Origin of the sequence: Streptomyces johnsoniae (genome assembly GCF_031845565.1) — a bacterium.
Lineage (GTDB): Bacteria > Actinomycetota > Actinomycetes > Streptomycetales > Streptomycetaceae > Streptomyces > Streptomyces johnsoniae.
The window spans coordinates 239077-265435 of record NZ_JAVREV010000004.1; the positions used below are offsets into that span (position 1 = coordinate 239077).

Genomic DNA, 26359 nt, shown 5'->3' on the forward strand with positions numbered 1-26359 from the left:
TGTCATGCAAGGCGGCAGCCGGTCCCCCGCGGTCCGCACGGCTGCCCTGTCGCGCGGAACGTTACCGTATCGCGATCAGACAACCACTTCGACGCACTGCCCCGGTGGCCGTCCCGCGGTGCGCTCGGTTTCGAGCGCGGCCTGCAAGATCACGACGGCGGCGGCCTGATCGATCCGAGGCCTGCCCTTCTTGGCCGAGACCCCGGAGGCCCGCATGCCACGGGCGGCGCTGACGGTGCTCATCCGTTCGTCCACCAGCCGGACGGGCACCGGTGCGATCCGGCGCGCGAGGCGCTCGGCGAACGCCCGGACCCGCGCCGCCGCCGGGCCCTCGCCGCCGCCGAGCGACCGCGGGAGACCGACCAGCACCTCAAGGGGCTCGTACTCGGCGACCAGCTCCGCCAGCCGCCGCTGCGCCGCCGCGGCATCACGGCCCGGCACCGTCTCGACCGGAGTGGCGATCAGGCCGTCGGGGTCGCAGCTCGCCACCCCGATCCTGGCCTCCCCCACGTCGACGGCCAGCCGCCTGCCGCGCCGCATCAGGCGATGTCCGCGACCTGGCGCTCGACCGCGGCCAGCGCCTCGTCGATGGCCGCCGGGTCCTGCCCGCCGCCCTGGGCGACGTCCGGCTTACCGCCGCCGCCACCACCGAGCGCCTTCGCGGCGGTGCGCACCAGGTCACCGGCCTTCAGACCGCGTTCCCTCGCCGCCTCGTTGGTGGCGACGACCGTCAGCGGGCGGTCCTTGACCACGGTGAACAGCGCGACCACGGCGGCCCGGTCGCCCCGCATCCGGCCGCGCACGTCCAGCACGAGCCGCCGCAGGTCGTCGGCCGTCGTGCCGTCGGGTACCCGGCCGGTGGCGAGCGCCACGCCGCGCACGTCGCGCGCCCCCTCCGCGAGCGCGCCCGCGGCCTGGAGGACCTTCTCGGCGCGGAAGCGCTCGATCTCCTTCTCCGCCTCCTTAAGCCGGGACAGCACGCCGGAGATCCGCTCGGGCAGCTCCTCGGGGCGCCCCTTGACCAGCTCGGTCAGCTGCGCCACCACGGCGTGCTCACGGGCGAGGAAACGGTAGGCGTCGGCGCCGACCAGCGCCTCGACGCGGCGCACGCCCGAGCCGATCGAGGACTCGCCGAGCAGCTTGACGAGGCCGAGCTGCGCGGTGTTGTGCACGTGGGTGCCGCCGCACAGCTCCTTGGAGTAGTCGCCGATGGTCACCACCCGCACCCGGTCGCCGTACTTCTCGCCGAACTCGGCGATGGCGCCCTGCTTCCTGGCCTCGTCCATCGACATCACCTCGGCCGTGACGTCGAGTTCGCGGGACAGTACCTCGTTGATCTTCTGCTCGACGTCGCTGAGGACCGTGCCCGGCACCGCGGCCGGCGAGCCGAAGTCGAACCGGAAGCGGCCCGGCGAGTTTTCCGAGCCGGCCTGCGCCGCGGTGGGCCCCAGGGCGTCGCGCAGCGCCTGGTGCGTGAGGTGGGTGGCGCTGTGGGCGCGGGCGATGGCGCGGCGGCGCCCGATGTCGATGTGGCAGTACGCGCCGGCGCCGACGGTGACCTCGCCGACCTGGACCTCGCCCTTGTGAACGGTGACGCCGGGCACCGGCTGCTGGACGTCCCTGACCTCCACGACGGCGCCCGAGTCGAGGCGGATGCGCCCGGTGTCGGCGAGCTGGCCGCCGCCCTCGGCGTAGAACGGGGTCCGGTCCAGCACGACCTCGACCTCGTCGCCCTCGTGCGCGGCGGGCGCCGAGACGCCGTCGACCAGGAGCCCGACCACGGTCGACTCGCCGTCCGTGCGCGTGTAGCCGACGAACTCCGTGATCCCGGAGGCGTCGGCGACCTGACGGTAGGCGGACAGGTCGGCGTGGCCCTGCTTCTTGGCCCTGGCGTCGGCCTTGGCCCGTTCGCGCTGCTCCTTCATCAGCCGCCTGAAGCCCGTCTCGTCCACCGAGAGACCGGCCTCCGCGGCCATTTCGAGCGTCAGGTCGATCGGGAAGCCCCAGGTGTCGTGCAGCAGGAACGCCTTGTCCCCGGCCAGCATGCTGCCGCCGCCGGCCCTGGTCTCGGTGACGGCGGAGTCGAAGATGTTGGTCCCGGCGCGCAAGGTCTTCAGGAACGCCGCCTCTTCGGCCAGCGCGACCGTTTCGATGCGTCCGCGCTCGGTCAGCAGCTCGGGGTACTGCTCCCCCATCGTGGTCAGCACCACGTCGACCAGCTCGCCGACGACGGGCCGGTCCGCGCCCAGAATCCGCATGTTGCGGATGGCGCGGCGCATGATGCGCCGCAGCACGTAGCCGCGGCCCTCGTTGCCGGGGGTGACGCCGTCGCCGATCAGCATGACGGAGGTGCGCATGTGGTCGGCGACCACGCGCAGCGCGACGTCGGAGCCGTCGGCCTCCCCGTACCGCACGCCGGTCAGCTCGCCGGCCTTGTCGATGACGACGCGCAGGGTGTCCGTCTCGTACATGTTCTGTACGCCCTGGAGGATCATCGCCAGGCGTTCGAGACCGAGTCCCGTGTCAATATTCTTGGCGGGCAGCTCACCGAGGATCGGGAAGTCGTCCTTGCCCTCGCCCGGGCCCCGCTCGAACTGCATGAAGACCAGGTTCCAGATCTCCACGTAGCGCTCGTCGTTGACGGCGGGGCCGCCCTCGGGGCCGAACTCGGGGCCGCGGTCGTAGTTGATCTCGGAACAGGGCCCGCAGGGTCCCGGCACGCCCATCGACCAGAAGTTGGGGCCCATGCCCAGGCGCTGGATGCGCTCGGCGGGCACGCCGACGACGTCCCGCCAGATGCGCTCGGCCTCGTCGTCCTGCTCGTAGACGGTGATCCACAGCCGCTCGGGGTCGAGACCGTAGCCGCCCTCGGCGACCGGGCCGGTCAGCAGCTCCCAGGCGAGGGTGATCGCGCCTTCCTTGAAGTAGTCACCGAAGGAGAAGTTGCCGCACATCTGGAAGAACGTGCCGTGCCTGGTGGTCTTGCCGACCTCTTCGATATCCGGGGTCCGCACGCACTTCTGCACGCTGACGGCGCGCGGGTAGGGCGGGGTGACCTCGCCGAGGAAATACGGCTTGAACGGCACCATGCCGGCGGGAACGAGCAGCAGCGTGGGGTCGTCCGCGATCAGCGACGCCGAGGGCACGACGGTGTGCCCGCGCTTCTCGAAGAAGCTCAGCCAGCGACGGCGGATTTCAGCCGACTCCATCAGTGATCCTCTTTTCCGGTCGTTCCGGTGATTCCGGTGGTGTCTGCGGCCGGGACGGTCCCGGCTCCGTGGGCGGGCGGGGGCAGGAGGGCGGGCGGCGCGGCACCGCCGCCGACGCCGAGCGCGTCGTTCAGCTCCTCCTCGCGCCTGGCCATGCCCGTCCTGACGTCGATCGCGAACCCGCGCACGCGGTGGCCCGCCGCCACGGCGCGGTCGGCGGCCCGGACTGCGAGGCTGTCGGGCGCGAGTGCGCGGAGCCTGCGCTGGACCCGGGTGGTGGCCCAGACCCCGGCTGCGGCGCCGGTGGTGAACCAGAAGGCGCGGCGGATCATGGCCGGTATCAGTCCTTTCGCGGGGAACGGCGCCGGGGGACCGGGATCGTCCTGACGGCCGGCTCGCCGCCGGCAGGCGGCCCGCCGCCGCGGCGGCGCAGCGCCTGCCGCACGCCGTAGCCGAAGGCGGCCACCTTGACCAGCGGCCCGCCGAAGGTGGAGGCGACGGTGCCGGAGAGGGCCGAGGCGTTGGCCGCGACGTCCTGCACGTCGGAGGCGATGGTCTCCACGCGGTCCAGCTGGGCCTGCGCGGACTTCACGGTCCTGGACGCCTCGCCGAGCAGCGGAACGGCGTGCTCCGTCACGTCCGTCACCAGCTTGGTCGCGGCCCTGAGCGTCTGGGCCAGCCGGACCAGCGCCACGGCGAGGAACGAGACCAGGATGGCCCAGAAGACGGCCACGAGGAGGCCGGCCACCTCTCCACCGGACACAAGCGCACCGCTTCCCTCGGACGGGTACTTTCTGACAGCTGTCGTTCGGCCGCCGTGCGCCAGGGCGGCGGCCCCGTGGGCAGGCCGACGGCAGGTCCCGACCCTATCGCGCCCGCCCCCCGCGCTCGTACCGCAATCACCCGCGGCTGCCAAGACCGGGCGGCCGCAATTGTACGTTCTGCATACCCCCCAGTACGCTCCGTGTCCCATGCGAGGCTTTCAGGGATCAGGGCCCGGGGCCCGGGAGAATTCGGGGCGCGGCCGCAGGCCGGGCAATCTGCCCGCCGAGCTCACGCGGTTCATCGGCCGGGACGTCGAAGTGGGCGTTCTCGTTCGGAAGTTGACGGTGTCACGGCTGGTGACGGTGACCGGGGTCGGCGGTGTCGGAAAATCGCGGTGCGCGGTGCAGGCCGCCCGACAGGCGCAGGAACGCTTCTGCGACGGTGTCTGGCTGGTCGAGCTGGCCACGGTGCGCGACGCCGAACTGCTGGACCACGCCGTCGTGGACGCGCTCGGACTGACCGACCACACCGGCCGGCCGCCGCGCACGGTGCTCACCGAACGGCTGGCCGACCGCCGCCTGCTGCTCGTCCTCGACGGCTTCGAGCACCTCGTCGAGCCGTCCGCCGAGCTGGTGCACGACCTGCTGCGCCGGGCTCCCGGGCTGCGGGTGCTGGCCACCGGCCGCCGCCCGCTCGGCGTGGCCGGCGAACGCCTCTACCCGCTCCCGCCGCTGGCGGCCCCCGTGCCGGGCACAGGCGCGGCCAGCTCCCACGCACCCCTGAGCGAGGCCGCCTGGCTGTTCGCCGACCGGGCCGCCGCCGTACTGCCGGGCTTCGCCATCGACGAGGACAACCACAAGGTCGTCGCCGAGCTGTGCCACCGGCTCGACGGCATCCCGCTCGCCCTCGAACTGGCCGCGGGGCGGCTGCGGACGCTCTCCCTCGACCAGACGCTGCACCGGCTCGGCGACCGGTTCCGGCTGCTGGTCGGCGGCAGCAGGGACGCGCCGCCGCACCACCAGACGCTGCGCACGGCGATCGGCTGGAGCCACGAGCTGTGCACCCCGGCGCAACGGCTGCTATGGGCGCGGCTGTCCGTCTTCGCCGGGCACTTCGACCTGGAGGCCGCCGAATACGTCTGCTCGGGACCCGATCTGCCGGCCGAGGACGTGCTCGACGTGCTGACCGAGCTGGTCGCGCAGTCCGTCGTGAGCCGCGAGGACGCCGCCTCCGGGGTGCGCTACCGGCTGCTGGAGACGCTGCGGGCGTACGGCGCCGACTGGCTGGCGGCCACCGGCGACAGCGACCGGCTGCGGCGCAGGCACCGCGACTGGTGCACCGGCCTCGTCACCTGGTGCGAACTGGAGTGGTTCAGCCCGCGGCAGGCCGAGGTGGCGCGGCGCATCGAGGACGAGATGCCGAATCTGCGGGCGGCGCTCGAGTTCGCGCTGGACGAGAAGGACGGGCGCCTCAGCCTCTACCTGGCCGGCACGCTGTGGTTCTGCTGGGTCGGCTGCGGGCGGCTCCGCGAGGGAAGGCACTGGCTGAGGCGCGCGCTCCAGCTGGAGACCGACCACGAGGAGACGCGGCTGAAGGCCCTGTGGGTGGCGGGCTACGTCGCCGTTCTCGAGGGCGACACCGTCCGCGCGCTCTCCGCGCTGCACGAGTGCCAGGAGGGCGCCGAGCGCACGGGCAACGCGAGGGCCGCCGCCTACGCCGACCACCGCAACGGCTGCCTGGCGCTGATCAGCGACGAGACGCAGCGCGCCGAGCAGTTGCTGCGCGCGGCGCTCGACCGGTTCGAGGAGATCGGCGAGCTGAACAGCGACGTGCTGATGTGCCAGGCGCAGCTCGCGATGGCCGTCGCCTTCCAGGGGGATCTGGCCGGCGCGGTGGCGTTGTGCGAGGAGGCCAGGCAGGTGTGCGACGAGCACGGCGAGCGCTGGGCGCGCACCTATGCGCTGTACGTGCTGGGCTTCGCCGCGTGGAGCCAGGGGGACACGGTCGAGGCCAGGCGGCTGATGGAGGCATCCCTCCCGGTCAGCCACGCCTTCCAGGACCTGGTCGGAACGGTGCTCGCGCTCGAACTGCTCGCGGGTGTCACGGCCACCGAGGGGCACCCGGCAGAGGCGGCGGTGCTCCAGGGCGCCGCGGGGCGGCAGTGGCGGTCGGTGGGGATGCAGCTCTTCGGCTCGGGCTACTTCAACGCGCCGCACATCCAGTGCGAACGGCACCTGCGCCGGGAGCTCGGCGCCGCCAGGTTCCGCGAGTGCATCGGGGAGGGGGAACGGCTCGACGCGGACGCCGCGGTCGCCAGGGCCCTGCGCCGCCGCTTCGCGGACGAGGAACGCGCGGCAGCCGGGCACGCGGCGGGCGGGCAGGCGCCGGCCGGCGTCGCCCCGGCCGCGGGCGGGCAGGCGCGGGCGGCGGGCGGCTCCCCGGCCGCCCCTCCCCGCCGGGACGGCGGGGAGCACGGGCGGTTCCGCGGGGGTCAGCGTGCGTAGTACTCGACGACCAGCTGCTCGTCGCAGATGACCGGGATCTCGCGGCGGTTGGGGTCGCGGTCGAGGCGGAACGCCAGGGCTTCGAGGTTGACCTGGAGGTAGCGCGGCGTCTCGCCTTCGCCCGCGTAGCCGCCCTCCCTGGCCACGAGGAACGGGTGCTTGACGCGGCTGCGTTCGCGAACGGAGACGACGTCGTCGGGGCGGACGCGGAAGGACGGCTTGTCCACCTTGCGGTCGTTGACCGCGATGTGGCCGTGCACGACCATCTGGCGCGCCTGGTAGATCGTGCGGGCCAGCCCCGAGCGCAGCACCAGGGCGTCCAGACGGCGTTCGAGCTCGATGATGAGCGCCTCGCCGGTCTTGCCCTCGACCTTGCGGGCACGCTCGTAGGCGCGGACCATCTGGCGCTCGCTGATGTCGTACTGGGCGCGCAGGCGCTGCTTCTCCAGCAGACGGACTTTGTAGTCACTGGTCTGCTTCCGGCCGCGCCCGTGTTCGCCCGGCGGGTAGGGGCGCTTCTCGAAGTACTTGACGGCCTTCGGGGTGAGCGCGATGCCGAGGGCGCGCGACTTCTTGACCTTGGGACGCGACTGGTTCACGTGGAACTGACCTCCATGTAAGTTAGGTGAGCCTTACCTTAGCTGAGGAGTGCGCATGATTCGACCTGGGAGCCCAGCGCCCGGAACGGGACACCGTGATCACGAGGGCCCGCCGTGCCCCGACGAAGAAGCCGGGCAGCCGACCGCCGCCGAGCGGGTGCGCACCCTGCTCGCGTCCAACGCCTCCGCCACGCTGGCGATTCCCGGCGCCGACCAGGAGGAACCCGGCGCCTGGGCGCTCGACTTCCGCGTCGTCGCGCCCTCGGGAGACGTGTACCTGCTGGCCGTCTCCGGCTCGCCGACCGCGCGGATCGCCGCCCATGCCCTGGCCGACGAGCTGACGGCCGTGATCGAACTCACGGATGTCGCCCCCGTCGCCGTGCCCCACCGCATCCGCGGACGCGGCTGGGTGGCCGGCTGGCTGACCACCGCGCGGGGCGCGGAACGGGCCACGGCGATCGGCCTGCTGGCCGAACGGTACCCCGCCCTGGACGCCCTGCCGGGACTGGGGCCTGGCGGCGCGGAACACGAGGACGCCGACCCGGTGCTGCGCCTGGAGGTGGGCGAGGCGTTCACCGACGACCTCTGGGGCGCCTGCCACGTGGAGCCGGACGAGTTTGCCGAGGCCGCGCCCGACCCGCTGGCCCGGCACGAGGCCGAGCTGCTTCAGCACCTCGCCGCCGCCCACGAAACCCAACTGCGCTCCCTGTGCACGCTGCTGGGCCGGGGCCCGGCCGACTGCGGCATGGCGTGGCCGGCCGCGGGCGGGCGCGCCGTCCCCTGGGAGGCGGTGACGCCGCTCGGCCTCGACCGCTTCGGGCTGCGGGTGCGTTTCCGCGCCGGCGAGGCGTGCTTCGACGCGCGTTTCGATTTCCCCGAGCCGGTGCGGGACCTCACCCAACTGCGGCGGGCGATGCGCCAGCTGTTCGAAGCAGCGGGCGCGTGAGCCCGGCGGACGGCCGTCAGCCGCGCGGCTCACGGCCGTCCCCCAGCCGCCTCCTGACCCGCTCCAGCACCTCCGCGTACCGCCCTTCCGCCCCGTGCCCGGTGGGCCGGTAGTACCGCTTCCCGTCCACGGCGTCGGGGGCGTACTGCTGGGCCGCGATACCGCCCGGCAGATCGTGCGGGTACTGGTAGCCCGCGCCGTGGCCGAGGCGCTTGGCGCCCTGGTAGTGGCTGTCCCGCAGATGGGCGGGGACCGGACCCGCGAGACCGGCCCTGATGTCCGCCTGGGCCTCGCCGATGGCGACGACCGCGGCATTGGACTTGGGGGCGAGGGCCAGCGCGATGGTCGCGTGGCTGAGGGTGATGGCGGCCTCCGGGAAACCGATCATCGCCACCGCCTGCGCGGCGGCCACGGCCGTCGGCAGCGCGGTCGGGTCGGCCATGCCGATGTCCTCACTGGCCGAGATCATCAGCCGCCTGGCGATGAAACGGGGGTCCTCGCCCGCCTCGACCATGCGCGCGAGGTAGTGGAGCGCCGCGTCCACGTCCGAGCCGCGGATCGACTTGATGAGGGCGCTCGCCACGTCGTAGTGCTGATCGCCGTCCTTGTCGTACCGCACCGCCGCGCGGTCCACCGCCTCCTCCAGCGTACTCAGGGTGATCTCCGCCTCGCCCTTGGCCAGGGCGGCCCCCGCACCGGCCTCGAGCGCCGTCAGGGCGCGCCGCGCATCCCCGCCGGCGATGCGGAGCAGGTGCTCCTCCGTGTCGTCCGGCACCGCGACCGCGCCGGCGAGCCCCTGCTCCTCGGCCACCGCGCGGCGCAGCAGCCCCCGCAGATCGTCCTCGGTCAACGGCTCGAGCGTCAGCAGCAGGGACCGCGACAGCAGCGGCGAGATCACCGAGAAGTGCGGATTCTCCGTGGTGGCGGCGATCAGGGTGACCCACCGGTTTTCCACCGCGGGCAGCAGGGAGTCCTGCTGCGCCTTGCTGAACCGGTGGATCTCGTCGAGGAAGAGGACCGTGTCCTTGCCGAACGCCCCGGAGGAGCGCCGCGCCCCGTCGATGACGGCACGCACCTCCTTGACCCCCGCGGTGATCGCCGACAGCTCGACGAAGCGCTTGTCGGTGGCCTGGCTCACCACATAGGCCAGGGTGGTCTTGCCGGTGCCCGGCGGCCCCCACAGGATGACCGAGGACGGGCCGGCCGGACCACCGCCGCCCTCGCCCACCAGGCGGCGCAGCGGCGCCCCGGGCCGCAGCAGGTGCTGCTGGCCGACGACGTCGTCCAGGGTGCGCGGGCGCATCCGAACGGCCAGCGGCCGGGCGGACGGGTCCTTCTCCGCGCGCTCATCGGCGGCGGCAGTGAACAGATCGGGCTCCACGCCACGACCCTAAGCCACCCCACCGACAGCGTGGTCCGGGCAGGTCAGCTGGTCCAGAAGTCCCACCAGCGCGTGAGGATCAGCATGCCGATGATCCCCATGTGCACCGCGGGGATCAGCCAGTGGAACTCGGCCATCGTCCGGCGCACGCCCTCGGGCGCGGGCAGAATACCGTTCCGCACGTTGTGCAGCGTCGTGTACCAGAACATGACGATCGTCGCCGCCCAGGCGAGGCAGCACCACAGGCACAGCGCATTGATCTCGTACAGCGACTGGTACTGGAGCCAGGTGCAGAAGCCGACGCCGAACAGCGTGCCGGCCTGGAGGCCCAGCCAGAACCAGCGCCGGTAGGCCGCCCCGGCCAGCAGGCCCATGCCCACCGCGATCACCACGCCGTAGGCCACCATGCCGAGCATCGGATTGGGGAAGCCGAAGACCTCCGCCTGCTCGCTTTCCATGATGTTGCCGCAGGACACGACCGGGTTGAGACTGCACGCGGGCGTGAAGTCCGGGTCCTCGAGCAGGTGGAACTTGTCGAGCACGATGACCCACGAGGCCAGCAGCCCGGCGAAGCCGGTGACCACCAGGGTCAGCGCGAACGCGCGCCCGGCCCCCACGACCTGCCGCCCGCCATGGGCCACGGGCCCGCCGTCCGTACGGGCCACGTCCACCGCCGATGCTGCCATCTCGCCAATCCGCTCCGTCAGGGGTCCGGCTGTCCATTCTGCAGGAGTGACACAACGCTCACGGCGCGCTGATGTCAACCGGGACCCCGCCGCTCAGGCCAGCCGGCGGCGCAGATCGTCGACCACGGCCGTCAGCGGCACCGGCGACTGCTCGCCGCTGCCGAGGTCTTTGACCTGGACCACGCCCTCGGCGAGGTCCCGGTCACCCGCCACCACGGCGTACCTGGCACCGCTGCGGTTGGCCGACTTCATCGCCGACTTCACCCCGCGGCCGCCGTAGGCGAAGTCGGCCGCGACGCCCGCCCTGCGCAGGGCCGTGACCATGGTGAACAGCTCCCTGCGGGCCTCTTCGCCCAGCGGGACGGCGAAGACGTCGGTGGGCGAGGGCAGGTCCTGGACGACGCCCTCGGCGCGCAGCGCCAGCAGGGTGCGGTCCACGCCGACGGCCCAGCCGACCGAGGGCAGCGCCGGGCCGCCGAGCATCTCGGAGAGGCCGTCGTACCGCCCGCCGCCGCCGACCGCGGACTGGGAGCCGAGCCCGTCGTGGACAAATTCGAACGTAGTGCGGGTGTAGTAATCCAGACCGCGCACGAGCCGCTCGTCGTCCGTGAAGGCGACACCCGCACCGCTGATCAGATCGCGGACCTGCTCGTGGTACTCCTTGCACGCCTGGCACAGGTGATCGCTCATCGCCGGCGCACCGGCGAGCTGGCGCCGCACGCTCTCGCGCTTGTCGTCCAGGACGCGCAGCGGATTGATCTCGATGCGCGCCCGGGTGTCCTCGTCCAGGTCGAGCCCGCGCAGGAACTCCTGGAGCGCGGCCCGGTAGGCGGGCCGGCACTCCCGGTCCCCCAGCGAGTTGAGCAGCAGCCGCACACCGGTCAGGCCGAGCGAACGGTAGGCGTCGGCGGCGAGGATGATCAGCTCGGCGTCGAGGGCGGGGTCCTCGGTGCCGATGGCCTCGGCACCGATCTGCGAGAAGTGGCGGTAACGGCCCGCCTGCGGGCGCTCGTACCGGTAGTAGGTACCCGAGTACCAGAGCTTGACGGGCAGGCTGCCCGCGCGGTGCAGGCTGGCCTGGAGCGCGGCGCGCAGCACGGACGCGGTGCCCTCGGGGCGCAGCGCCAGGCGCGTGCCGCCCTTGGTGGTGAGGGTGTACATCTCCTTGGTCACGATGTCGGTGGACTCGCCGACGCCGCGGGAGAACAGCTCGACGTGCTCGAAGCCGGGCGTCTCGACGTAGCCGTACCCGGCGCCGCGCAGCGGGGCGGCGAGGGCCTCGCGCACGGCGAGGAAGGCGGCGGAGTCGGGCGGCAGCAGGTCGTAGGTGCCCTTGGGGGCGGAAAAGGTGCTCACGGGAAGAGTCTTCACATTCCTGGTCGCGGGGCCGCGGCGTCGGCGGCTCCGTGGCCGGCGGCCGTCTCCCGCAGAAACGGGTTGGTGGCGCGCTCGCGGCCGATGGTGGTCTGCGGGCCGTGCCCGGAGAGCACCACGGTCGAGTCCGGCAGCGGCAGGCAGACACGGGCCAGCGACCGCAGGATCTCGGCGTGGTCCCCGCCGGGCAGATCGGTGCGTCCGATGGAGCCGGCGAACAGCAGGTCGCCCGAGAACAGCACCGGCGGAACGTCGGCCTGCTCGGGCAGCCGGAAGGTCACCGACCCCTTGGTATGGCCCGGCGCGTGCGCGACGGAGAACTCGAGACCCGCCAGCGACAGCGCGGCGCCGTCGCTCAGCTCACGCAGGTCGTCGGGCTCGCCGAGGGTCAGCTCGCCGAGCAGCGGGGCCCCGAGCTTGGCGCCGAGGGCCTTCTCCGGGTCGGTGAGCATGAAGCGGTCCGACGGGTGAATCCAGGCGGGCACGCCCCTGGCCCCGCAGACGGGCACGACCGAGGCCACGTGGTCGATGTGGCCGTGGGTGAGGATGACCGCGACCGGCTTCAGCCGGTGCTTGGCGATCGTCTCCTCGACGCCCGGCGCGGCCCGGTGCCCCGGGTCGATGATCACGCATTCCTCGCCGGCCGCGGGCGCGACCAGATAGCAGTTGGTCCCCCAGGCCCCGGCAGGAAAGCCAGCGATGAGCAAGGTCGTCCTTCGGTCGTCGTGGCGGGTGCGGCTTGGGCAAGAGCCTACCGGCGGCGGTGCAGCGCGGGCGAACCCGTATACGGTGACGCCACGGGGCTGGTCGATAGCAACGTCGGGACAGTCGAGACAAGGGAGAGCTCGGTGGTCAGCAAGGAGCAGCGCCGCAGGCAGCTCGCGCGGGCGAAGTTCGAACGGCAGCAGCAGCGGCGGGCGAACCGGGCACGGCGGGGACGCCGTCGCCAGATTCTGCTCGTCGCCCTGCTCGTGGCCCTCCTCGCGGGGGGCGGAACGGCGTGGGCCGTGCTGAGCGGGGGCGACGACGAGGACTCGCAGCAGGCCGCGGACGACGAGGCGACCGCGGACCCAGGCGAGGAGACGAGCCCGCCCGTGGAGGACCCGTGCGAGGAGCCGGCGGAGGGGGAGCCCTCGACCCAGACCTGGGAGGAGGAGCCGGAGATGGCCGTGGACACCGCGTCGGACTACCTGATGCGGCTGCGGACCACCTGCGGCGATATCGGGATCACCATGGACGCCGAGGTGGCCCCGCGCACGGTCAACTCGTTCAACTTCCTCGCCGGTGAAGGCTTCTTCGACCACTCCAGGTGCCACCGCCTGGTGCCCGAGGGCATCTTCGTCCTCCAGTGCGGCGACCCGGAGGGCACCGGGGCCGGCGGGCCCGGCTACACGATCCCGGACGAGAACCTGGACGACCCGGACGTGGCCGAAGGCGTCTACCCGGCCGGCACGGTGGCGATGGCCAACCAGTACAACCCGCAGGACGACAGCGGGCGCGACTCAGGCGGCAGCCAGTTCTTCATCGTGTACGAGGACAGCCAGCTGCCGCCCGACTACACGCCCTTCGGCACGGTGACGGAAGGTCTTGACGTGGTGCAGCTGATCGCGGAGACGGGCGCCACCCAACCCGATCCGACGACCGGGAACACCGCGCCCCACGCGACCGTCGTCATCAACGAGGCCACCGTGGAAGAGGTGGTGGCGGAATGAGGCCCGCTGAGCGGCAATTTCCGCCGGGCAAGGTGCGGACAGCCGGGCGGCCTGTCGCCTATGTTGGCGTTGTGTAGGGTGCCTGCGCCGGTCAGGCGGGAGAAGACAACGGTTGGACCGGCCGAGAACTGTGGACGGTGCCGGGGGCGTGAGGCCCTGTCGCGCGCATCAAACGAGGAGGCGCTGTGAGCAGCGAGCCGTGGGGCCGCGTTGACGAGACGGGGACCGTGTACGTTCGGACGGCGGACGGCGAGAAGGCCGTCGGCTCCTGGCAGGCCGGCTCCCCCGAGGAGGCGCTCGCCTATTTCGAGCGCAAATACGAGGGCCTGGTCGTCGAGATCGGCCTCCTGGAGCGCCGGGTACGGACGACGGACCTGTCCGCCAAGGACGCGATGACGGCCATCGGGCACCTGAGGGAGCAGGTGGACGCCGCGAACGCGGTGGGCGATCTGGCGGCGCTCGGCACGCGGTTGGACGGTCTCGTCTCCGCGGTCGACGCCCGCCGGGAGGAGCGGAAGGCGGCGAAGGCCCGGCAGACCGATGAGGCCAGGTCCGCCAAGGAGGCCCTGGTCGCGGAGGCCGAGGAGCTGGCCGCGAGCGAGCAGTGGCGGTCGGCGGGCGAGCGGCTGCGGAGCCTGGTGGACACGTGGAAGGGACTGCCCAGGCTTGACCGCAAGACCGACGACGAGCTGTGGCACCGGTTCTCGCAGGCGCGTTCCGCGTTCTCCAAGCGCCGCAAGTCGCACTTCGCGGCACTGGACGCGCAGCGCGAGGACACCAGGCGCCGCAAGGAGAAGCTGATCGCGGAGGCGGAGGCGCTGTCCGACTCCGTGGACTGGGGCCCGACGGCCGCCCGTTACCGCGAGCTGATGCGGGAGTGGAAGGCGGCGGGCCGGGCGCACCGGGACGCCGAGGAGGACCTGTGGACCCGGTTCCGGGCGGCGCAGGACGTCTTCTTCCAGGCCCGCGGCTCCGCGTTCGCCGAGCGGGACGCCGAGCAGCGGGACAATCTGGCGCGCAAGGAGCAGCTGGCCGCCGAGGCCGAGAAGCTGCTGCCCGTGGCGGATCTGCGGGCGGCCAGGGCGACCCTGCGGTCCATCGGCGAACGCTGGGAGGCCATCGGTCACGTGCCGCGCGACGCGCGGGCGGGGATCGAGGGCCGGATGCACGCGGTGGAGCGTGCGGTGGCGGAAGCCGAGGACGTCGAGTGGCGCCGGAGCAATCCGGAGGCCAGGGCGCGGGCGGCGGGGCTCACGGGCCAGTTGCAGGATGCGGTGGACCGGCTGCGCGAGCAGGCGGAGCGGGCCAGGGCGTCCGGCAACACCGCGAAGGCCGACAAGCTGGAGCAGGAGCTGGCGGGCCGGCAGGCCCTGCTGGACCAGGCGCTCAAGGGCCTGCAGGAGTTCGGCGGCTGACCGGATGGCGGCGGGGCCGGTGCGTCAGGGGCGGCGCGGCGAGGTGACGCGGTAGACGTCGTAGACGCCCTCCACACCGCGCACGGCCTTCAGCACGTGCCCCAGGTGCTTGGGGTCGCCCATCTCGAAGGTGAAGCGCGAGGTGGCGACGCGGTCCCGGGAGGTCTGCACGGCGGCGGACAGGATGTTCACGTGCTGGTCGGAGAGCACCCGTGTGACGTCGGACAGCAGCCGCGAGCGGTCAAGGGCCTCGACCTGGATGGCGACCAGGAAGACGGAGGACTGGGTGGGAGCCCACTCGACGTCGAGGATGCGCTCCGGCTCGCGGGCCAGCGAGTCGACGTTGACGCAGTCGGCACGGTGCACGGAGACCCCGTTGCCCCGGGTGACGAAGCCGATGATGGGGTCGCCGGGCACCGGGGTACAACAGCGGGCGAGCTTGACCCACACATCGTCCACGCCCTTGACGACCACGCCGGGGTCGGCGGTGGTCCGGCGTTTGCCGCGGGCCGGTACGGGCGGGGCGGCCTCGGCGATGTCCTCGTTCGCCGCCTCCTCGCCGCCGACGGCCTGCACCAGCTTCTGCACGACGGACTGCGCGGAGACGTGGCCCTCGCCGATCGCGGCGTACAGCGAGGAGATGTCCGGGTAGCGCATCTCGTGGGCGAGCGTGACGAGCGTGTCGCCGCTGAGCACGTGCTGGATCGGCAGGTTCTGCTTGCGGACGGCGCGGGTGATGAAGTCCTTGCCCTGCTCGATCGCCTCGTCGCGGCGCTCCTTGGAGAACCAGCCGCGAATCTTGTTGCGGGCGCGCGGCGACTTGACGAAGCCGAGCCAGTCGCGCGAGGGCCCCGCGCCTTCGGCCTTGGAGGTGAAGATCTCCACGGTGTCGCCGTTGTCGAGCGTCGATTCCAGCGGCACCAGACGCCCGTTGACCTTGGCCCCTATGGTGCGGTGGCCGACCTCGGTGTGGACCGTGTAGGCGAAGTCGACGGGCGTGGCGCCGGCGGGCAGCGCGATCACGTCGCCCTTGGGCGTGAAGACGAACACCTCGTTGCGCGACAGGTCGAAGCGCAGCGATTCGAGGAACTCCCCCGGGTCCTCCGTCTCCTTCTGCCAGTCGAGGAGCTGCCGCAGCCACGCCATGTCGTCGACGGTGCTCCTGCCCCCCTTGCGCTCGCCCTTCTTCGGGGCGTCGGAGCGGACCTTGGAGGAGCCGGCGACGGCCTGCTGCTTGTACTTCCAGTGGGCCGCGATGCCGAACTCCGCGCGCCGGTGCATGTCGAAGGTGCGGATCTGGAGCTCGACGGGCTTGCCGCCGGGTCCTATGACCGTCGTGTGCAGCGACTGGTACATGTTGAACTTCGGCATCGCGATGTAGTCCTTGAACCGCCCCGGCACCGGATTCCACCGGGCGTGGACGGTGCCGAGCGCCGCGTAGCAGTCACGGACGGTGTCGACGAGTACGCGGATGCCGACCAGGTCGTAGATCTCGGCGAAGTCCCGGCCGCGCACGATCATCTTCTGGTACACGCTGTAGTAGTGCTTGGGGCGCCCGGTGACCGTGGCCCTGATCCGCGCGCCGCGCAGGTCGGCCTGTACCTCGTCGATGACGGTGGCGAGGTACTCGTCACGCTTGGGGGCGCGCTCGGCGACCAGCCGCACGATCTCGTCGTACATCTTGGGGTAGAGGATGGCGAACGCCAGGTCCTCCAGCTCCCACTTGATCGTGTTCATCCCCAGGCGGTGCGCGAGCGGGGCGTAGATCTCCAGCGTCTCGCGGGCCTTCTGCTCCTGCTTCTCGCGCTTGAGGAAACGCATGGTCCGCATGTTGTGCAGGCGGTCCGCGAGCTTGATGACCAGAACCCGGGGGTCCTTGGCCATCGCCACGACCATCTTGCGGACCGTCTCCGCCTGCGCGGCCTCGCCGAACTTGACCTTGTCGAGCTTGGTGACGCCGTCGACGAGCTGGGCGACCTGGTCACCGAAGTCGCGGCGGAGGGTGTCGAGCCCGTACTCGGTGTCCTCGACCGTGTCGTGCAGGAGACCGGCCATCAGAGTGGCCGGGTCCATGCCCAGCTCCGCCAGGATGGTGGTCACGGCCAGCGGATGGGTGATGTAAGGATCGCCGCTCTTGCGCTTCTGCCCGCGGTGCCAGCGTTCAGCGACCTGGTAGGCGCGCTCGATCTGCCGCAGCACCGTGGTGTCGGCCTTGGGGTCCCCGGCGCGGACCACGCGCAGCAGCGGCTCCAGGACCGGGTTGTAGGGACTTGACCGCTGGACGCCGAGCCGGGCGAGCCGGGCGCGTACCCGGTTGGAAGAGCCGGAACGGCCCGAGACGCCGGAGACTGCGGGCGCCGGCTGCGCGGCGGCCGGTGCCTGGGCGCGACCGTCCGCGCCGTCCCGCCAGCTGAGGGCGGTGGACGGCTTGGCACTCTTCCGCTGGACTGAGGTGAGCGGCTGGGCGTCGTCTGGCAAGGGCACTCCTTCTCGGGCCCTTTCCTGTCCGCCGGCGGCCAGGAAGGGGAGCGGTCCTCCGGGCCGCGGGCGGCCTGAGGAGAGTCCGGCCGGGAAACGATCGGACTGCCATGGTAACGAGCCCAGGCGAACCTCACGCCCGCAAGCCCGCGTAAGCGCCCGGCGCCCGCACGATATGCGGGCGCCGGGCGCGTGCGCGGGCTGTTTCAGACGGTGATGAGGGCCTGGTAGGGGGCCCCGTCCAGTTCGGGGAGCACTCGCTCACGGCCGTCGAGAAATTTCAGCTCCATCAGCACGGCGAGTCCGGCCACCCGCGCGCCGGAGCGCCGGATCAGGCGCAGCGACGCCTCGGCGGTGCCGCCGGTGGCCAGGACATCGTCGATCACCAGCACCCGGTCGTCCGCGGTCAGGTCCTCGGCGTGGATCTCTATTTCCGCGCTGCCGTACTCCAGCTCGTACGCCTGCGAGAGGGTGGCGCCCGGCAGCTTGCCCGCCTTGCGGACCGGCACGAAGCCGAGGCCCGCCCGGACCGCCACCGGCGCCGCCAGGATGAAGCCGCGCGCCTCCAGGCCGACCACCTTGGTCGCGCCGTGCCTGCGGCAGAACGCGGCCAGCTCGTCGGTGAGCGCGGAGAACGCTTCCGGGTCGGCCAGCAGCGGCGTGATGTCCTTGAAGACGATTCCCGGCCGCGGATAGTCGGGCACGTCCCGGATGCGGCTGAGCAGCAGACCGGCCACATCCGCCGGGACGGGCGGCACGGCGGTCATCGCCGCTTCCCCGAGGGCCGACCGCGTCCCCGCGTGCGTGAGACGGGCTGACGGCGCGGGCCGCGCGGGCCCGGCGCCCCCGCGGCGGCCACCGGAGCGGGCTCGTCGTCCTCGTCCGCGCGCTCGGCGTCGGTCCGCGGCTCCTCGGCCGCCTCGTCGCCGCCGTCCTCGTCGTCCCTGCCGTCCTCCGCGCGCTTGGCACGCCGTGCCAGCACCTTGCGGTCCTGGACCCGGATCGTCGGTTCGCGCTTTTTGAAGTCCGCCACCAGGGGCGTGGCGATCATGATGGAGGAGTACGCACCGGCGGTGAGGCCGACGAACAGCGAGAGCGCGATGTCGTTCAGCATGCCGCCGCCGAGGGCGCCGCCACCGATGAACAGCAGCGCGCCCACCGGGAGCAGGGCCACCACCGAGGTGTTGATCGAACGCACCAGTGTGCCGTTGAGACTTCGGTTGGCCAGCTCGCTGTAGGTGTGGCGGGTCTGTTTGGTGAAGTGCTTGGTCGTCTCCTTGAGCCCGTCGAAGACGACGACCGTGTCGTACAGCGAATAGCCGAGGATGGTCAGCAGGCCGATGACCGTGCCCGGCGTGACCTCGAAGCCGACGATCGCGTAGACGCCGACGGTGATCGTGAGGTCGTGGACCAGGGCGATCAGGGCGGCGAGCGCCATGCGCCATTCGAAGGCGATGGCGAGGTAGATGACCACGAGCACGAGGAAGATCGCGAGACCCTGCCACGCCTGGTTGGCGATCTGGGAGCCCCAGCTCGGGCCGATCAGCTCCGCGTTCAGATCCTCGGTGGGAACGCCGAGCGCCTCGGCGAGGGCCGCGCGCGTCTCGTTGGACTGGTCGGTGCCCAGGCCGCTGACCTGGATGCGCATCGCCCCGTCGTCGCCGAGGGTCTGCACCAGCGCCTGGCTGCCCGAGGCGTCCTCGGCCACCTCGCGCGCCTCCTCGACCGAGACCTCGGTGCCCTCGGTGGTGAAGACGGCGCCGCCCTCGAACTCCACGCCCATGTGGAGGCCGCGGACACCGAGGCCCGCGAAGGCGACGATGGTGATCAGGATGGAGAAGGCGTACCAGATCTTCCGCTTGGCGACGAAGTCGAAGCCGACCTCGCCGCGGTACAGCCGTGCACCGAGATCGCCGAGCCGTGACATCTCACGCCTCCTTCGGGTCGCTGGGAACGGGGGCGGGGCGCCGGCCGCGCAGCAGCGGCTTGGCGCCGAGCCGCTTCGGGTCGAGCCCGGACCAGGGATGCCCGCTGGCGAAGAACTTGCGGCGGGCGAGCAGCGTCATCAGCGGCTTGGTGAACAGGAAGACGACCACGACATCCAGGGCCGTGGTGAGGCCCAGGGTGAAGGCGAAGCCCTGCACCTTGCCGACCGTGACCACGAACAACACCGCCGCGGCGAGGAAGGACACGAAGTCCGAGACCAGGATGGTGCGCCGGGCCCGTGGCCACCCGCGCTCCACCGCGGGCCGCAGACTCCTGCCCTCTCTGATCTCGTCCCTTATACGTTCGAAGTAGACGATGAACGAGTCCGCCGTGATGCCGATGGCCACGATGGCGCCGCACACGGCCGGCAGGTTCAGCGCGAAGCCGATGGCCGGGCCGAGCAGCGACATGATCGTGTAGGTCAGCACACCGGAGACGATGAGGCTGGCCAGCGCGATCAGCGCCAGGCCGCGGTAGTACGTGACCATGTAGATCACGACCAGCGCCAGGCCGATGGCGCCGGCGATGAGGCCGGCCTCCAGCTGCTCGCCGCCCAGGGTCGGGGAGACGGTGGAGACGCTCGCCTCCTCGAAACTCAGGGGCAGAGCACCGTACTTGAGGATGTTGGCCAGGTCGTCCGCGGACTCCTGGTTGAAGCCGCCGGAGATCTCGGCGCTGCCGCCGCCGAGCCGCTCGGAGACCGAGGGGGCGGAGACGACGCCGCCGTCGAGGACGATGGCGAACTGGTTCTGCGGCTCGACCTGGGTGGCCAGCTCGGCGGTGATGTCCGCGAACTTGTCGGCACCGGAGCCGTTGAACTCCATCTGCACGATCCAGCCCTGGCCGCGCTGGGTGTCGTACACCGCGTCGGCGCCGCTGACGTCGGTGCCGGGAACGGCCACCGGGCCGAGCGCGTACTTGTACACACCCTCGTCGTCGCAGGCGACGATGACTTCCTCGTCCTTGGCCGTGGCGGCCTCGCGGCCGGAGGCGACCCTGGCCTCCTCGGTGCCGCAGTCGAGCGCGTCGAGCCGGGCCTGGAGATCGGCCGCTTCCTGGGCCGCCTCGTCCTCGGTGGGCTCCTCGGGGGCGTCGGTCTCGTCCGTGCGGTAGGACGCCTGGCTGACGGAGCCGGCCGCGCCGGGAGCGGACAGGCCCTGGTTGCTGGTGTCGCCACCGTCACCCGAGTCGGTCGGCTCCTCCGTGGGCTCGTCCGTGGGCTCGTCCGAGGCGTCGTCCGCCGGCTCCTCGGTGGGCTCGTCCGTGGGCTCCTCACCGGAAGGCTCGTCCGAGGCCCCGTCTGTGGGCTCCTCGGTCGGCTCCTCGGTCGGCTCTTCCGCCGGCTCCTCCATGGGGACCGCGGAACCGATCGTCAGCACCGGCCGGAAGCCGAGCTCAGCGGTGGTGCCGACCTGCTCCCTGGCCTGGTCCTCGTCGGTGCCCTTGGGGATGTTGACGATGATGTTCCGGTCGCCCTGGGTCTGGACCTCGGCTTCCTGGACACCGAGGCCGTTGACCCGGCGCTCGATGATGTTGACCGCGGTGTTGAGGTTCGTCGAGTTGATCGCGTCCTCGGCGCCCTCCTCGGCCACCGCCGAGAGCGTGATGCTCGTACCGCCGGCGAGGTCGATTCCCAGACGGGGGGTGGTGTGACCGGAGAGGAACATGCCCCCGGTCAGCGCTCCCATGATCAGCACTACCAGCAGCAGGGCCCGTCCTGGCCTGCCCTGCGCTCCCCCGGACCGGGATTTCCTCTTCGGGGAGGACCTGAGGTCCCTCTTCGGTGTCGCCACCTTCTCGTCTCTCTCTGTCCAGCGACCCGCGGCCGGTGACCGCCGCGCGGCTCAGCGGAATGACTGACGGGCGGCCGGTGCCGCCGCGTTCAGGACCTGGCAGATCCGTTCTCGCCGTCGTCGTCCCTGTCGTCCCGCGACTCGGCCCGGTCGCGGTCCTCGGCGTCGGTCTTGTCCAGCTCGACCCGGTCCCCCTCGCCTTCGGTCAGAGCGGAGGCGTCGTCCGGAACGACAGTGTCGTCGTCGTCGGGGTAGGAGTCGTCGCCGCTGATGATGCGCTCGTACTCCTCGGCGTCCAGCACGGCCCCGATGGCGTTCTTCGCGAAGAGAGTGTGCACGCCCGGCGCGATCTCGAGCAGCACCGAGTCCTCACGGACCTCCTTGACCTCGGCATACAGACCGCCGATGGTCCGCACGCCGGTGCCGGGTTCCATCGAGTTCCGCATCTCCATGGCCTGGCGCTGCCGGTTCTTGGCAGAGCGTGTCATGAGGAACATGACACCGATGAGCAGAATGAACGGGAAGAGAAACGCGATGTCCACGGTGGAGGAAATTCCTTTGTCTGGCCGCCGGAGCAGCCTGATATTCGGGGGGTGGGCATGCCGTCCTGAGTGGGGACGGCATCGGCGGAGTCTAAGCGAGGCCGCGCCTGGGGAACAACGTCCAGGATGCTATCGGAGTTCCACACGGGGTAAATCCGCGCGGTCGCGCATCGTCACGTCCCGAACAGTCCTTCTTGTCCGCCGGCCGCGGCGGGTGGCGGCTCCATGTCCAGGTGGCGCCAGGCCGCCGGAGTGGCGACCCGCCCGCGCGGGGTGCGGGCCAGCAGCCCCTCGCGCACCAGGAACGGCTCGGCGACCTCCTCGACCGTCTCCCGCTCCTCCCCCACCGCGACCGAAAGGGTGGACAGGCCGACCGGACCGCCGCCGAACAGCTTCAGCAGGGCGCGCAGCACCGCTCGGTCCAGGCGGTCGAGACCGCGCTCGTCGACCTCGTAGACGGCCAGCGCCCGCGTCGCCGTCTCCCGGGTGACGACGCCGTCCGCACGCACCTGGGCGTAGTCCCTGACGCGGCGCAGCAGGCGGTTGGCGATGCGCGGGGTGCCGCGGGAGCGGCCGGCGATCTCGGCGGCGCCGTCCGCCGTCACCTCGACTCCCAGCAGGTGCGCCGAACGGTGCACCACCCGCTCCAGCTCGGCCGACTCGTAGAACTCCATATGACCGGTGAAACCGAACCGGTCGCGCAGCGGCGGCGGCAGCAGGCCGGCCCGCGTGGTGGCTCCCACCAGGGTGAACGGCGGCAGCTCCAGCGGAATGGCGGTGGCCCCCGGGCCCTTGCCGACGATGACGTCGACCCGGAAGTCCTCCATGGCCATGTACAGCATTTCCTCGGCGGGCCGGGACATCCGGTGGATCTCGTCGAGGAACAGGACCTCGCCCTCGGCGAGGGAGGAGAGGATGGCCGCGAGGTCGCCCGCGTGCTGGATGGCCGGGCCCGAGGTGATGCGGATGGGGGCGGCCATCTCGGCCGCGATGATCATGGACAGGGTGGTCTTGCCGAGCCCGGGCGCCCCGGAGAGCAGTACATGGTCCGCGGTCGCGCCCCGGGCGCGCGCCGCGCGCAGGACGAGGTCGAGCTGCTCGCGGACGCGGGTCTGCCCGATGAACTCGCCGAGCTCCTTGGGCCGCAGAGCGGCCTCGACGGCCAGGTCCTCGCCGTCTGCCGCGGCGCCCACCAGGCGTTCTCCCGCCTCGCCTGCCTGCTCGTACGCGCTCATGCGGATCGCTTCCTACCGGGTGCGGTTGAGGGTCTGGAGGGCGGCGCGCAGCAGGCCGGACACGGAGGGCGCGGTGCCGTCCGCGACTGCCGCCTCGGCCTGCGGGGCGACGGCGGCCACCGCGTCGTCGGCCTCGCGCGGTGCGTAGCCGAGGCCGACGAGGGCGGCGTGCAGCTGCTCACGCCAGCCCGCCGCGGCCGGTCCCGCGGGGCGGGCCGGGCCGCGCGCCCCGGTGCCCAGCGGCTCACCGAGCCGGTCCTTCAGCTCCAGCAGCAGCTTCTGCGCGCCCTTCTTGCCGATGCCGGGGACCGCCGTGAGGGTCTTCTCGTCGCCGGTGGCGACGGCCAGGCGCAGCGCGTCCGGGCTGTGCACCGCCAGCATGGCCTGGGCCAGCCGGGGCCCCACGCCGCTCGCGGTCTGGAGCAGCTCGAAGGTCTGCCGTTCGTCCTCGTCGGCGAAGCCGTAGAGGGTGAGCGAGTCCTCCCGGACGACGAGCGAGGTGGCCAGCCTGGCCTCCTCGCCGGGGCGCAGCCCGGCGAGCGTGCCGGGGGTGCACTGGACGGCGATCCCGATGCCCCCGACCGCCACCACGGCGGAGTCGGGGGCGAGGGCCGCGACCGGCCCCTGGACGAAGGCGATCATGAGCGGATGGTGCCCTTCGGTCGGGGCGCGCCTGACCCCGGGTACGCCGCGGCGCGGGCGCGGCTGAGCCGGTCGTGCGCGGGGGCGCGCCAGATATGGCAGATGGCCAGGGCCAGGGCGTCGGCCGCGTCGGCGGGGCGGGGCGGGGCGTCGAGGCGGAGCAGGCGCGTCACCATGGCGCCCACCTGCGCCTTGTCGGCCCGGCCGCTCCCGGTCACGGCCGCCTTGACCTCGCTGGGCGTGTGCAGGGCGACGGGGAGGCCGCGGCGGGCGGCGCAGAGCATGGCGACGGCGCTGGCCTGGGCGGTGCCCATGACGGTCCGGATGTTGTGCTGGCTGAACACGCGCTCGACGGCCACCGCGTCGGGGCGGTAGGTGTCGAGCCACTCCTCGATGCCGCGCTCGATCAGGACCAGGCGCGCGGCGGTCTCGTCCTCGGCGGGGGTGCGCAGCACGCCGACGGCGGCCATGTGCAACGGCCGCCCCGTCGAGCCGTCCACCACGCCGAGCCCGCAACGGGTCAGCCCCGGGTCCACGCCCATGACACGCACCGGCCCTCCCTCGCTCGCCGTCTTCGGTCGGCCGTTCCGGCAGGCTACCGGCCGGCACCGACAATTCCGCGGTGGCGAGCCGCCGGGACCCGCGGGCCAGGACGCCCGGCCCCCGGTCCTGGGCCAGGTCCTAGGCGTCGACCTTGGCCATGACCTCGTCGGCGACGTCGAAGTTGGCGAAGACGTTCTGCACGTCGTCGCTGTCCTCCAGCGCGTCGATCAGGCGGAAGATCTTGCGGGCGCCGTCCTCGTCGAGCTCGACCTGCATGGTCGGCACGAACGCGGCTTCCGCCGAGTCGTAGTCGATACCGGCCTCCTGGAGCGCGGTCCGCACCGCGACCAGGTCCCCGGCCTCGCTCAGCACCTCGAAGGACTCGCCGAGGTCGTTGACCTCCTCCGCACCGGCGTCGAGCACCGCGCCGAGCACATCGTCCTCCGTCGGCCCGCTCTTGGGGACGATGATGACGCCCTTGCGGTGGAACAGGTAGGAGACCGAGCCCGGGTCGGCCATCGAGCCGCCGTTGCGGGTCATCGCGACGCGCACGTCGGAGGCGGCGCGGTTGCGGTTGTCGGTGAGGCATTCGATCAGTACGGCGACCCCGTTGGGGCCGTAACCCTCGTACATGATCGTCTGGTAGTCGGCGCCGCCCGCCTCCAGGCCCGCGCCGCGCTTCACGGCCCGGTCGATGTTGGTGTTGGGCACGGAACTCTTCTTCGCCTTCTGAATGGCGTCGTAGAGCGTGGGGTTGCCGTCCGGGTCACCGCCGCCCGTGCGGGCCGCGACCTCGATGTTCTTGATCAGCTTTGCGAACAGCTTGCCGCGCTTGGCATCGATCACGGCCTTCTTGTGCTTGGTGGTTGCCCACTTGGAGTGGCCGGACACAGCGCTGCTCCTTCGATGTCACCCAGAATTCAACCGACGTGGTGATCCTACCGGGAGCCGTCTACCGGGCGGCGCGCACCATGTCGGCGAACAGCGCGTGCACGCGGTGGTCGCCGGTCAGTTCCGGGTGGAACGCGGTCGCGAGCAGCGGTCCCTGCCGCACGGCGACGCTGTGGCCCTCGTACGCGGCGATGGACTCGGCCGCGGCGCCGATGGACTCCACCCAGGGAGCGCGGATGAAGACGCCCTGGACCGGCCCGCCCGGCACACCCGCCACCTCGACGGCGGCCTCGAACGACTCGTTCTGCCGCCCGAAAGCGTTACGCCGGACGATCATGTCGATGCCGCCGACGGTCTCCTGCCCCGAGCGCGGATCGAGAATCTTGTCGGCGAGCATGATCATCCCCGCGCAGGAGCCGTAGACCGGCAGCCCGGCGCGGACCCGCTCGCGCAGCGGCTCCAGCAGGCCGAATGCGGTCGCCAGCTTGGAGATGGTGGTGGACTCGCCGCCCGGAATCACCAGGCCGTCCACGGCGGCCAGCTCGCCGGGACGGCGCACGGGCAGGGCCCGCGCGCCGGCCCCGGTGAGCGCGGCCACGTGTTCGCGTACGTCGCCCTGGAGGGCGAGCACGCCGATGGCGGGTGCGGTCACGGGGTGGTGCCTCGCCTTCCTGCCCTGCTCACCAGCCGCGCTCGGCGTAGCGCTCCGCCTCGGGCAGGGTGTCGATATTGATGCCGACCATGGCCTCGCCCAGTCCACGGGAGACGTCCGCGACGACCTTCGGGTCGTCATAGAAGGTGGTGGCCTTGACGATCGCGGCGGCGCGCGTCGCCGGGTCGCCGGACTTGAAGATGCCGGAGCCGACGAAGACGCCCTCGGCGCCGAGCTGCCGCATCAGCGCGGCGTCGGCGGGGGTGGCGACGCCGCCCGCGGAGAACAGTACGACGGGCAGCCGGCCGAGACCGGCGACCTCGCGCACCAGCTCGTAGGGAGCGCGCAGCTCCTTGGCCGCGGCGAACAGCTCGTTGTTGTCCAGGGCGCGCAGCCGGCCGATGTCGCCCTTGATCTGGCGCAGGTGGCGGACGGCCTCGACGACGTTGCCCGTACCGGCCTCGCCCTTGGAACGGATCATCGCCGCGCCCTCGGCGATACGCCGCAGGGCCTCGCCGAGGTTGGTGGCGCCGCACACGAAGGGGGTGGTGAACGCCCACTTGTCGGTGTGGTTGACCTCGTCGGCCGGCGTGAGGACCTCGGACTCGTCGATGTAGTCGACGCCGAGGGCCTGGAGCACCTGGGCCTCGACCAGGTGCCCGATCCTGGACTTGGCCATCACGGGGATGGAGACGGCCTCGACGATGCCGTCGATCATGTCCGGGTCGGACATGCGGGCCACGCCGCCGTCCTTGCGGATGTCCGCCGGGACGCGCTCCAGCGCCATGACGGCCACCGCACCGGCGTCCTCGGCGATCTTCGCCTGCTCCGGGGTGACGACGTCCATGATCACGCCGCCCTTGAGCTGCTCCGCCATGCCTCGCTTGACACGGGCGGTGCCGGTTTCTGGGGTCTGGGGGGCACTGGAAGACGCGCTGGACACGGAATTGACCTCACTCGACGAAAATGTGTGCGACAGGACCATGGTAGGGCTGTTCCGGGCGGA

The 26359-nt window shown here is 72.1% G+C and carries 24 protein-coding genes; 4 read left to right on the forward strand and 20 right to left on the reverse strand.

Going from position 1 to position 26359, the window contains the following annotated elements; all coding sequences use genetic code 11:
- Nucleotides 1-75: 75 nt before the first annotated feature.
- The 4 genes from ruvX to RM779_RS09280 are packed head-to-tail and all read right to left on the reverse strand — an operon-like array spanning nt 76 to nt 3972.
- On the reverse strand, nt 76-540 hold the full coding sequence (gene ruvX, locus RM779_RS09265) for a Holliday junction resolvase RuvX (protein ID WP_077062563.1): 465 nt from the start codon (nt 538-540) through the stop codon (nt 76-78).
- A complete protein-coding gene (gene alaS, locus RM779_RS09270; RefSeq protein ID WP_311617187.1) occupies nt 540-3209 on the reverse strand; it encodes an alanine--tRNA ligase in 2670 nt (889 codons plus the stop codon). Before alaS ends, ruvX begins: the two co-directional genes overlap by 1 nt.
- Nucleotides 3209-3541: a DUF6167 family protein gene (locus tag RM779_RS09275; RefSeq protein WP_311617188.1), complete on the reverse strand. Its 333-nt coding sequence runs from the start codon at nt 3539-3541 to the stop codon at nt 3209-3211. Before RM779_RS09275 ends, alaS begins: the two co-directional genes overlap by 1 nt.
- Before the next feature lie 8 nt (nt 3542-3549).
- Complete coding sequence (locus RM779_RS09280; protein WP_311617189.1) at nt 3550-3972, reverse strand: DUF948 domain-containing protein; 423 nt, start codon at nt 3970-3972, stop codon at nt 3550-3552.
- 208 nt (nt 3973-4180) lie between these two features.
- Between RM779_RS09280 and RM779_RS09285 the strand changes: the two genes are divergently transcribed.
- Nucleotides 4181-6478, forward strand: a complete 2298-nt coding sequence (locus tag RM779_RS09285; RefSeq protein ID WP_311617190.1) for an ATP-binding protein — start codon at nt 4181-4183, stop codon at nt 6476-6478.
- Here the strand turns inward: RM779_RS09285 and rpsD are convergent.
- Entirely contained in the window at nt 6466-7077 is a 612-nt protein-coding gene (gene rpsD / locus RM779_RS09290; protein ID WP_311617191.1) for a 30S ribosomal protein S4, read from the reverse strand. The genes RM779_RS09285 and rpsD overlap by 13 nt on opposite strands.
- A gap of 55 nt (nt 7078-7132) precedes the next feature.
- On the opposite strand from rpsD, the gene RM779_RS09295 reads away from it, so the two are divergent.
- The gene (locus RM779_RS09295) at nt 7133-8023 is read left to right on the forward strand and encodes a DUF2470 domain-containing protein (protein WP_311617192.1); all 891 of its coding nucleotides are present in this window, start codon (nt 7133-7135) and stop codon (nt 8021-8023) included.
- A gap of 16 nt (nt 8024-8039) precedes the next feature.
- On the opposite strand, the gene RM779_RS09300 is transcribed toward RM779_RS09295, so the two are convergent.
- The 4 genes from RM779_RS09300 to RM779_RS09315 all read right to left on the reverse strand — a co-directional run bounded on the left by RM779_RS09300 (nt 8040) and on the right by RM779_RS09315 (nt 12171).
- Complete coding sequence (locus RM779_RS09300; RefSeq protein ID WP_311617193.1) at nt 8040-9404, reverse strand: replication-associated recombination protein A; 1365 nt, start codon at nt 9402-9404, stop codon at nt 8040-8042.
- Nucleotides 9405-9448: 44 nt separating this feature from the next.
- Nucleotides 9449-10090 (reverse strand): vitamin K epoxide reductase family protein, encoded by a 642-nt coding sequence (locus RM779_RS09305; RefSeq protein WP_077063758.1) that lies wholly within the window; start codon nt 10088-10090, stop codon nt 9449-9451.
- A gap of 93 nt (nt 10091-10183) precedes the next feature.
- Complete coding sequence (hisS, locus tag RM779_RS09310; RefSeq protein ID WP_311617194.1) at nt 10184-11446, reverse strand: histidine--tRNA ligase; 1263 nt, start codon at nt 11444-11446, stop codon at nt 10184-10186.
- Nucleotides 11447-11457: 11 nt separating this feature from the next.
- The gene (locus RM779_RS09315; protein WP_311617195.1) at nt 11458-12171 is read right to left on the reverse strand and encodes an MBL fold metallo-hydrolase; all 714 of its coding nucleotides are present in this window, start codon (nt 12169-12171) and stop codon (nt 11458-11460) included.
- 141 nt (nt 12172-12312) lie between these two features.
- On the opposite strand from RM779_RS09315, the gene RM779_RS09320 reads away from it, so the two are divergent.
- On the forward strand, nt 12313-13176 hold the full coding sequence (locus RM779_RS09320) for a peptidylprolyl isomerase (protein WP_311617196.1): 864 nt from the start codon (nt 12313-12315) through the stop codon (nt 13174-13176).
- Between the two features lie 185 nt (nt 13177-13361).
- Nucleotides 13362-14591 carry a DUF349 domain-containing protein gene (locus RM779_RS09325; protein WP_311617197.1) on the forward strand — a complete coding sequence of 410 codons (1230 nt, stop codon included), beginning with the start codon at nt 13362-13364 and terminating at the stop codon, nt 14589-14591.
- Nucleotides 14592-14615: 24 nt separating this feature from the next.
- Here the strand turns inward: RM779_RS09325 and RM779_RS09330 are convergent, their stop codons facing one another.
- From RM779_RS09330 to pdxS, 11 genes are all read right to left on the reverse strand, one after another.
- The gene (locus tag RM779_RS09330; RefSeq protein WP_311617198.1) at nt 14616-17069 is read right to left on the reverse strand and encodes a RelA/SpoT family protein; all 2454 of its coding nucleotides are present in this window, start codon (nt 17067-17069) and stop codon (nt 14616-14618) included.
- Between the two features lie 206 nt (nt 17070-17275).
- Nucleotides 17276-17836, reverse strand: a complete 561-nt coding sequence (locus RM779_RS09335; RefSeq protein WP_311617199.1) for an adenine phosphoribosyltransferase — start codon at nt 17834-17836, stop codon at nt 17276-17278.
- Nucleotides 17833-18996, reverse strand: a complete 1164-nt coding sequence (secF, locus tag RM779_RS09340) for a protein translocase subunit SecF (RefSeq protein WP_311617200.1) — start codon at nt 18994-18996, stop codon at nt 17833-17835. The genes RM779_RS09335 and secF overlap by 4 nt, the downstream gene beginning before the upstream one ends.
- 1 nt (nt 18997) lies before the next feature.
- A complete protein-coding gene (gene secD, locus RM779_RS09345) occupies nt 18998-20743 on the reverse strand; it encodes a protein translocase subunit SecD (RefSeq protein ID WP_311617201.1) in 1746 nt (581 codons plus the stop codon).
- A gap of 194 nt (nt 20744-20937) precedes the next feature.
- Nucleotides 20938-21390, reverse strand: coding sequence for a preprotein translocase subunit YajC (yajC, locus tag RM779_RS09350; protein WP_077062548.1), 453 nt, complete (start codon nt 21388-21390; stop codon nt 20938-20940).
- Between the two features lie 173 nt (nt 21391-21563).
- A complete protein-coding gene (gene ruvB, locus RM779_RS09355; RefSeq protein ID WP_311617202.1) occupies nt 21564-22625 on the reverse strand; it encodes a Holliday junction branch migration DNA helicase RuvB in 1062 nt (353 codons plus the stop codon).
- 12 nt (nt 22626-22637) lie between these two features.
- Nucleotides 22638-23267, reverse strand: coding sequence for a Holliday junction branch migration protein RuvA (gene ruvA, locus RM779_RS09360; protein ID WP_311617203.1), 630 nt, complete (start codon nt 23265-23267; stop codon nt 22638-22640).
- Nucleotides 23264-23818 carry a crossover junction endodeoxyribonuclease RuvC gene (gene ruvC, locus RM779_RS09365; RefSeq protein WP_311617204.1) on the reverse strand — a complete coding sequence of 185 codons (555 nt, stop codon included), beginning with the start codon at nt 23816-23818 and terminating at the stop codon, nt 23264-23266. Before ruvC ends, ruvA begins: the two co-directional genes overlap by 4 nt.
- A 130-nt stretch (nt 23819-23948) precedes the next feature.
- Entirely contained in the window at nt 23949-24701 is a 753-nt protein-coding gene (locus RM779_RS09370) for a YebC/PmpR family DNA-binding transcriptional regulator (RefSeq protein ID WP_311617205.1), read from the reverse strand.
- A 61-nt stretch (nt 24702-24762) separates the two neighbouring features.
- Nucleotides 24763-25353 carry a pyridoxal 5'-phosphate synthase glutaminase subunit PdxT gene (gene pdxT / locus RM779_RS09375; RefSeq protein WP_311617206.1) on the reverse strand — a complete coding sequence of 197 codons (591 nt, stop codon included), beginning with the start codon at nt 25351-25353 and terminating at the stop codon, nt 24763-24765.
- Nucleotides 25354-25381: 28 nt separating this feature from the next.
- Nucleotides 25382-26338, reverse strand: a complete 957-nt coding sequence (pdxS, locus tag RM779_RS09380) for a pyridoxal 5'-phosphate synthase lyase subunit PdxS (protein ID WP_311617207.1) — start codon at nt 26336-26338, stop codon at nt 25382-25384.
- Nucleotides 26339-26359: the final 21 nt, after the last annotated feature.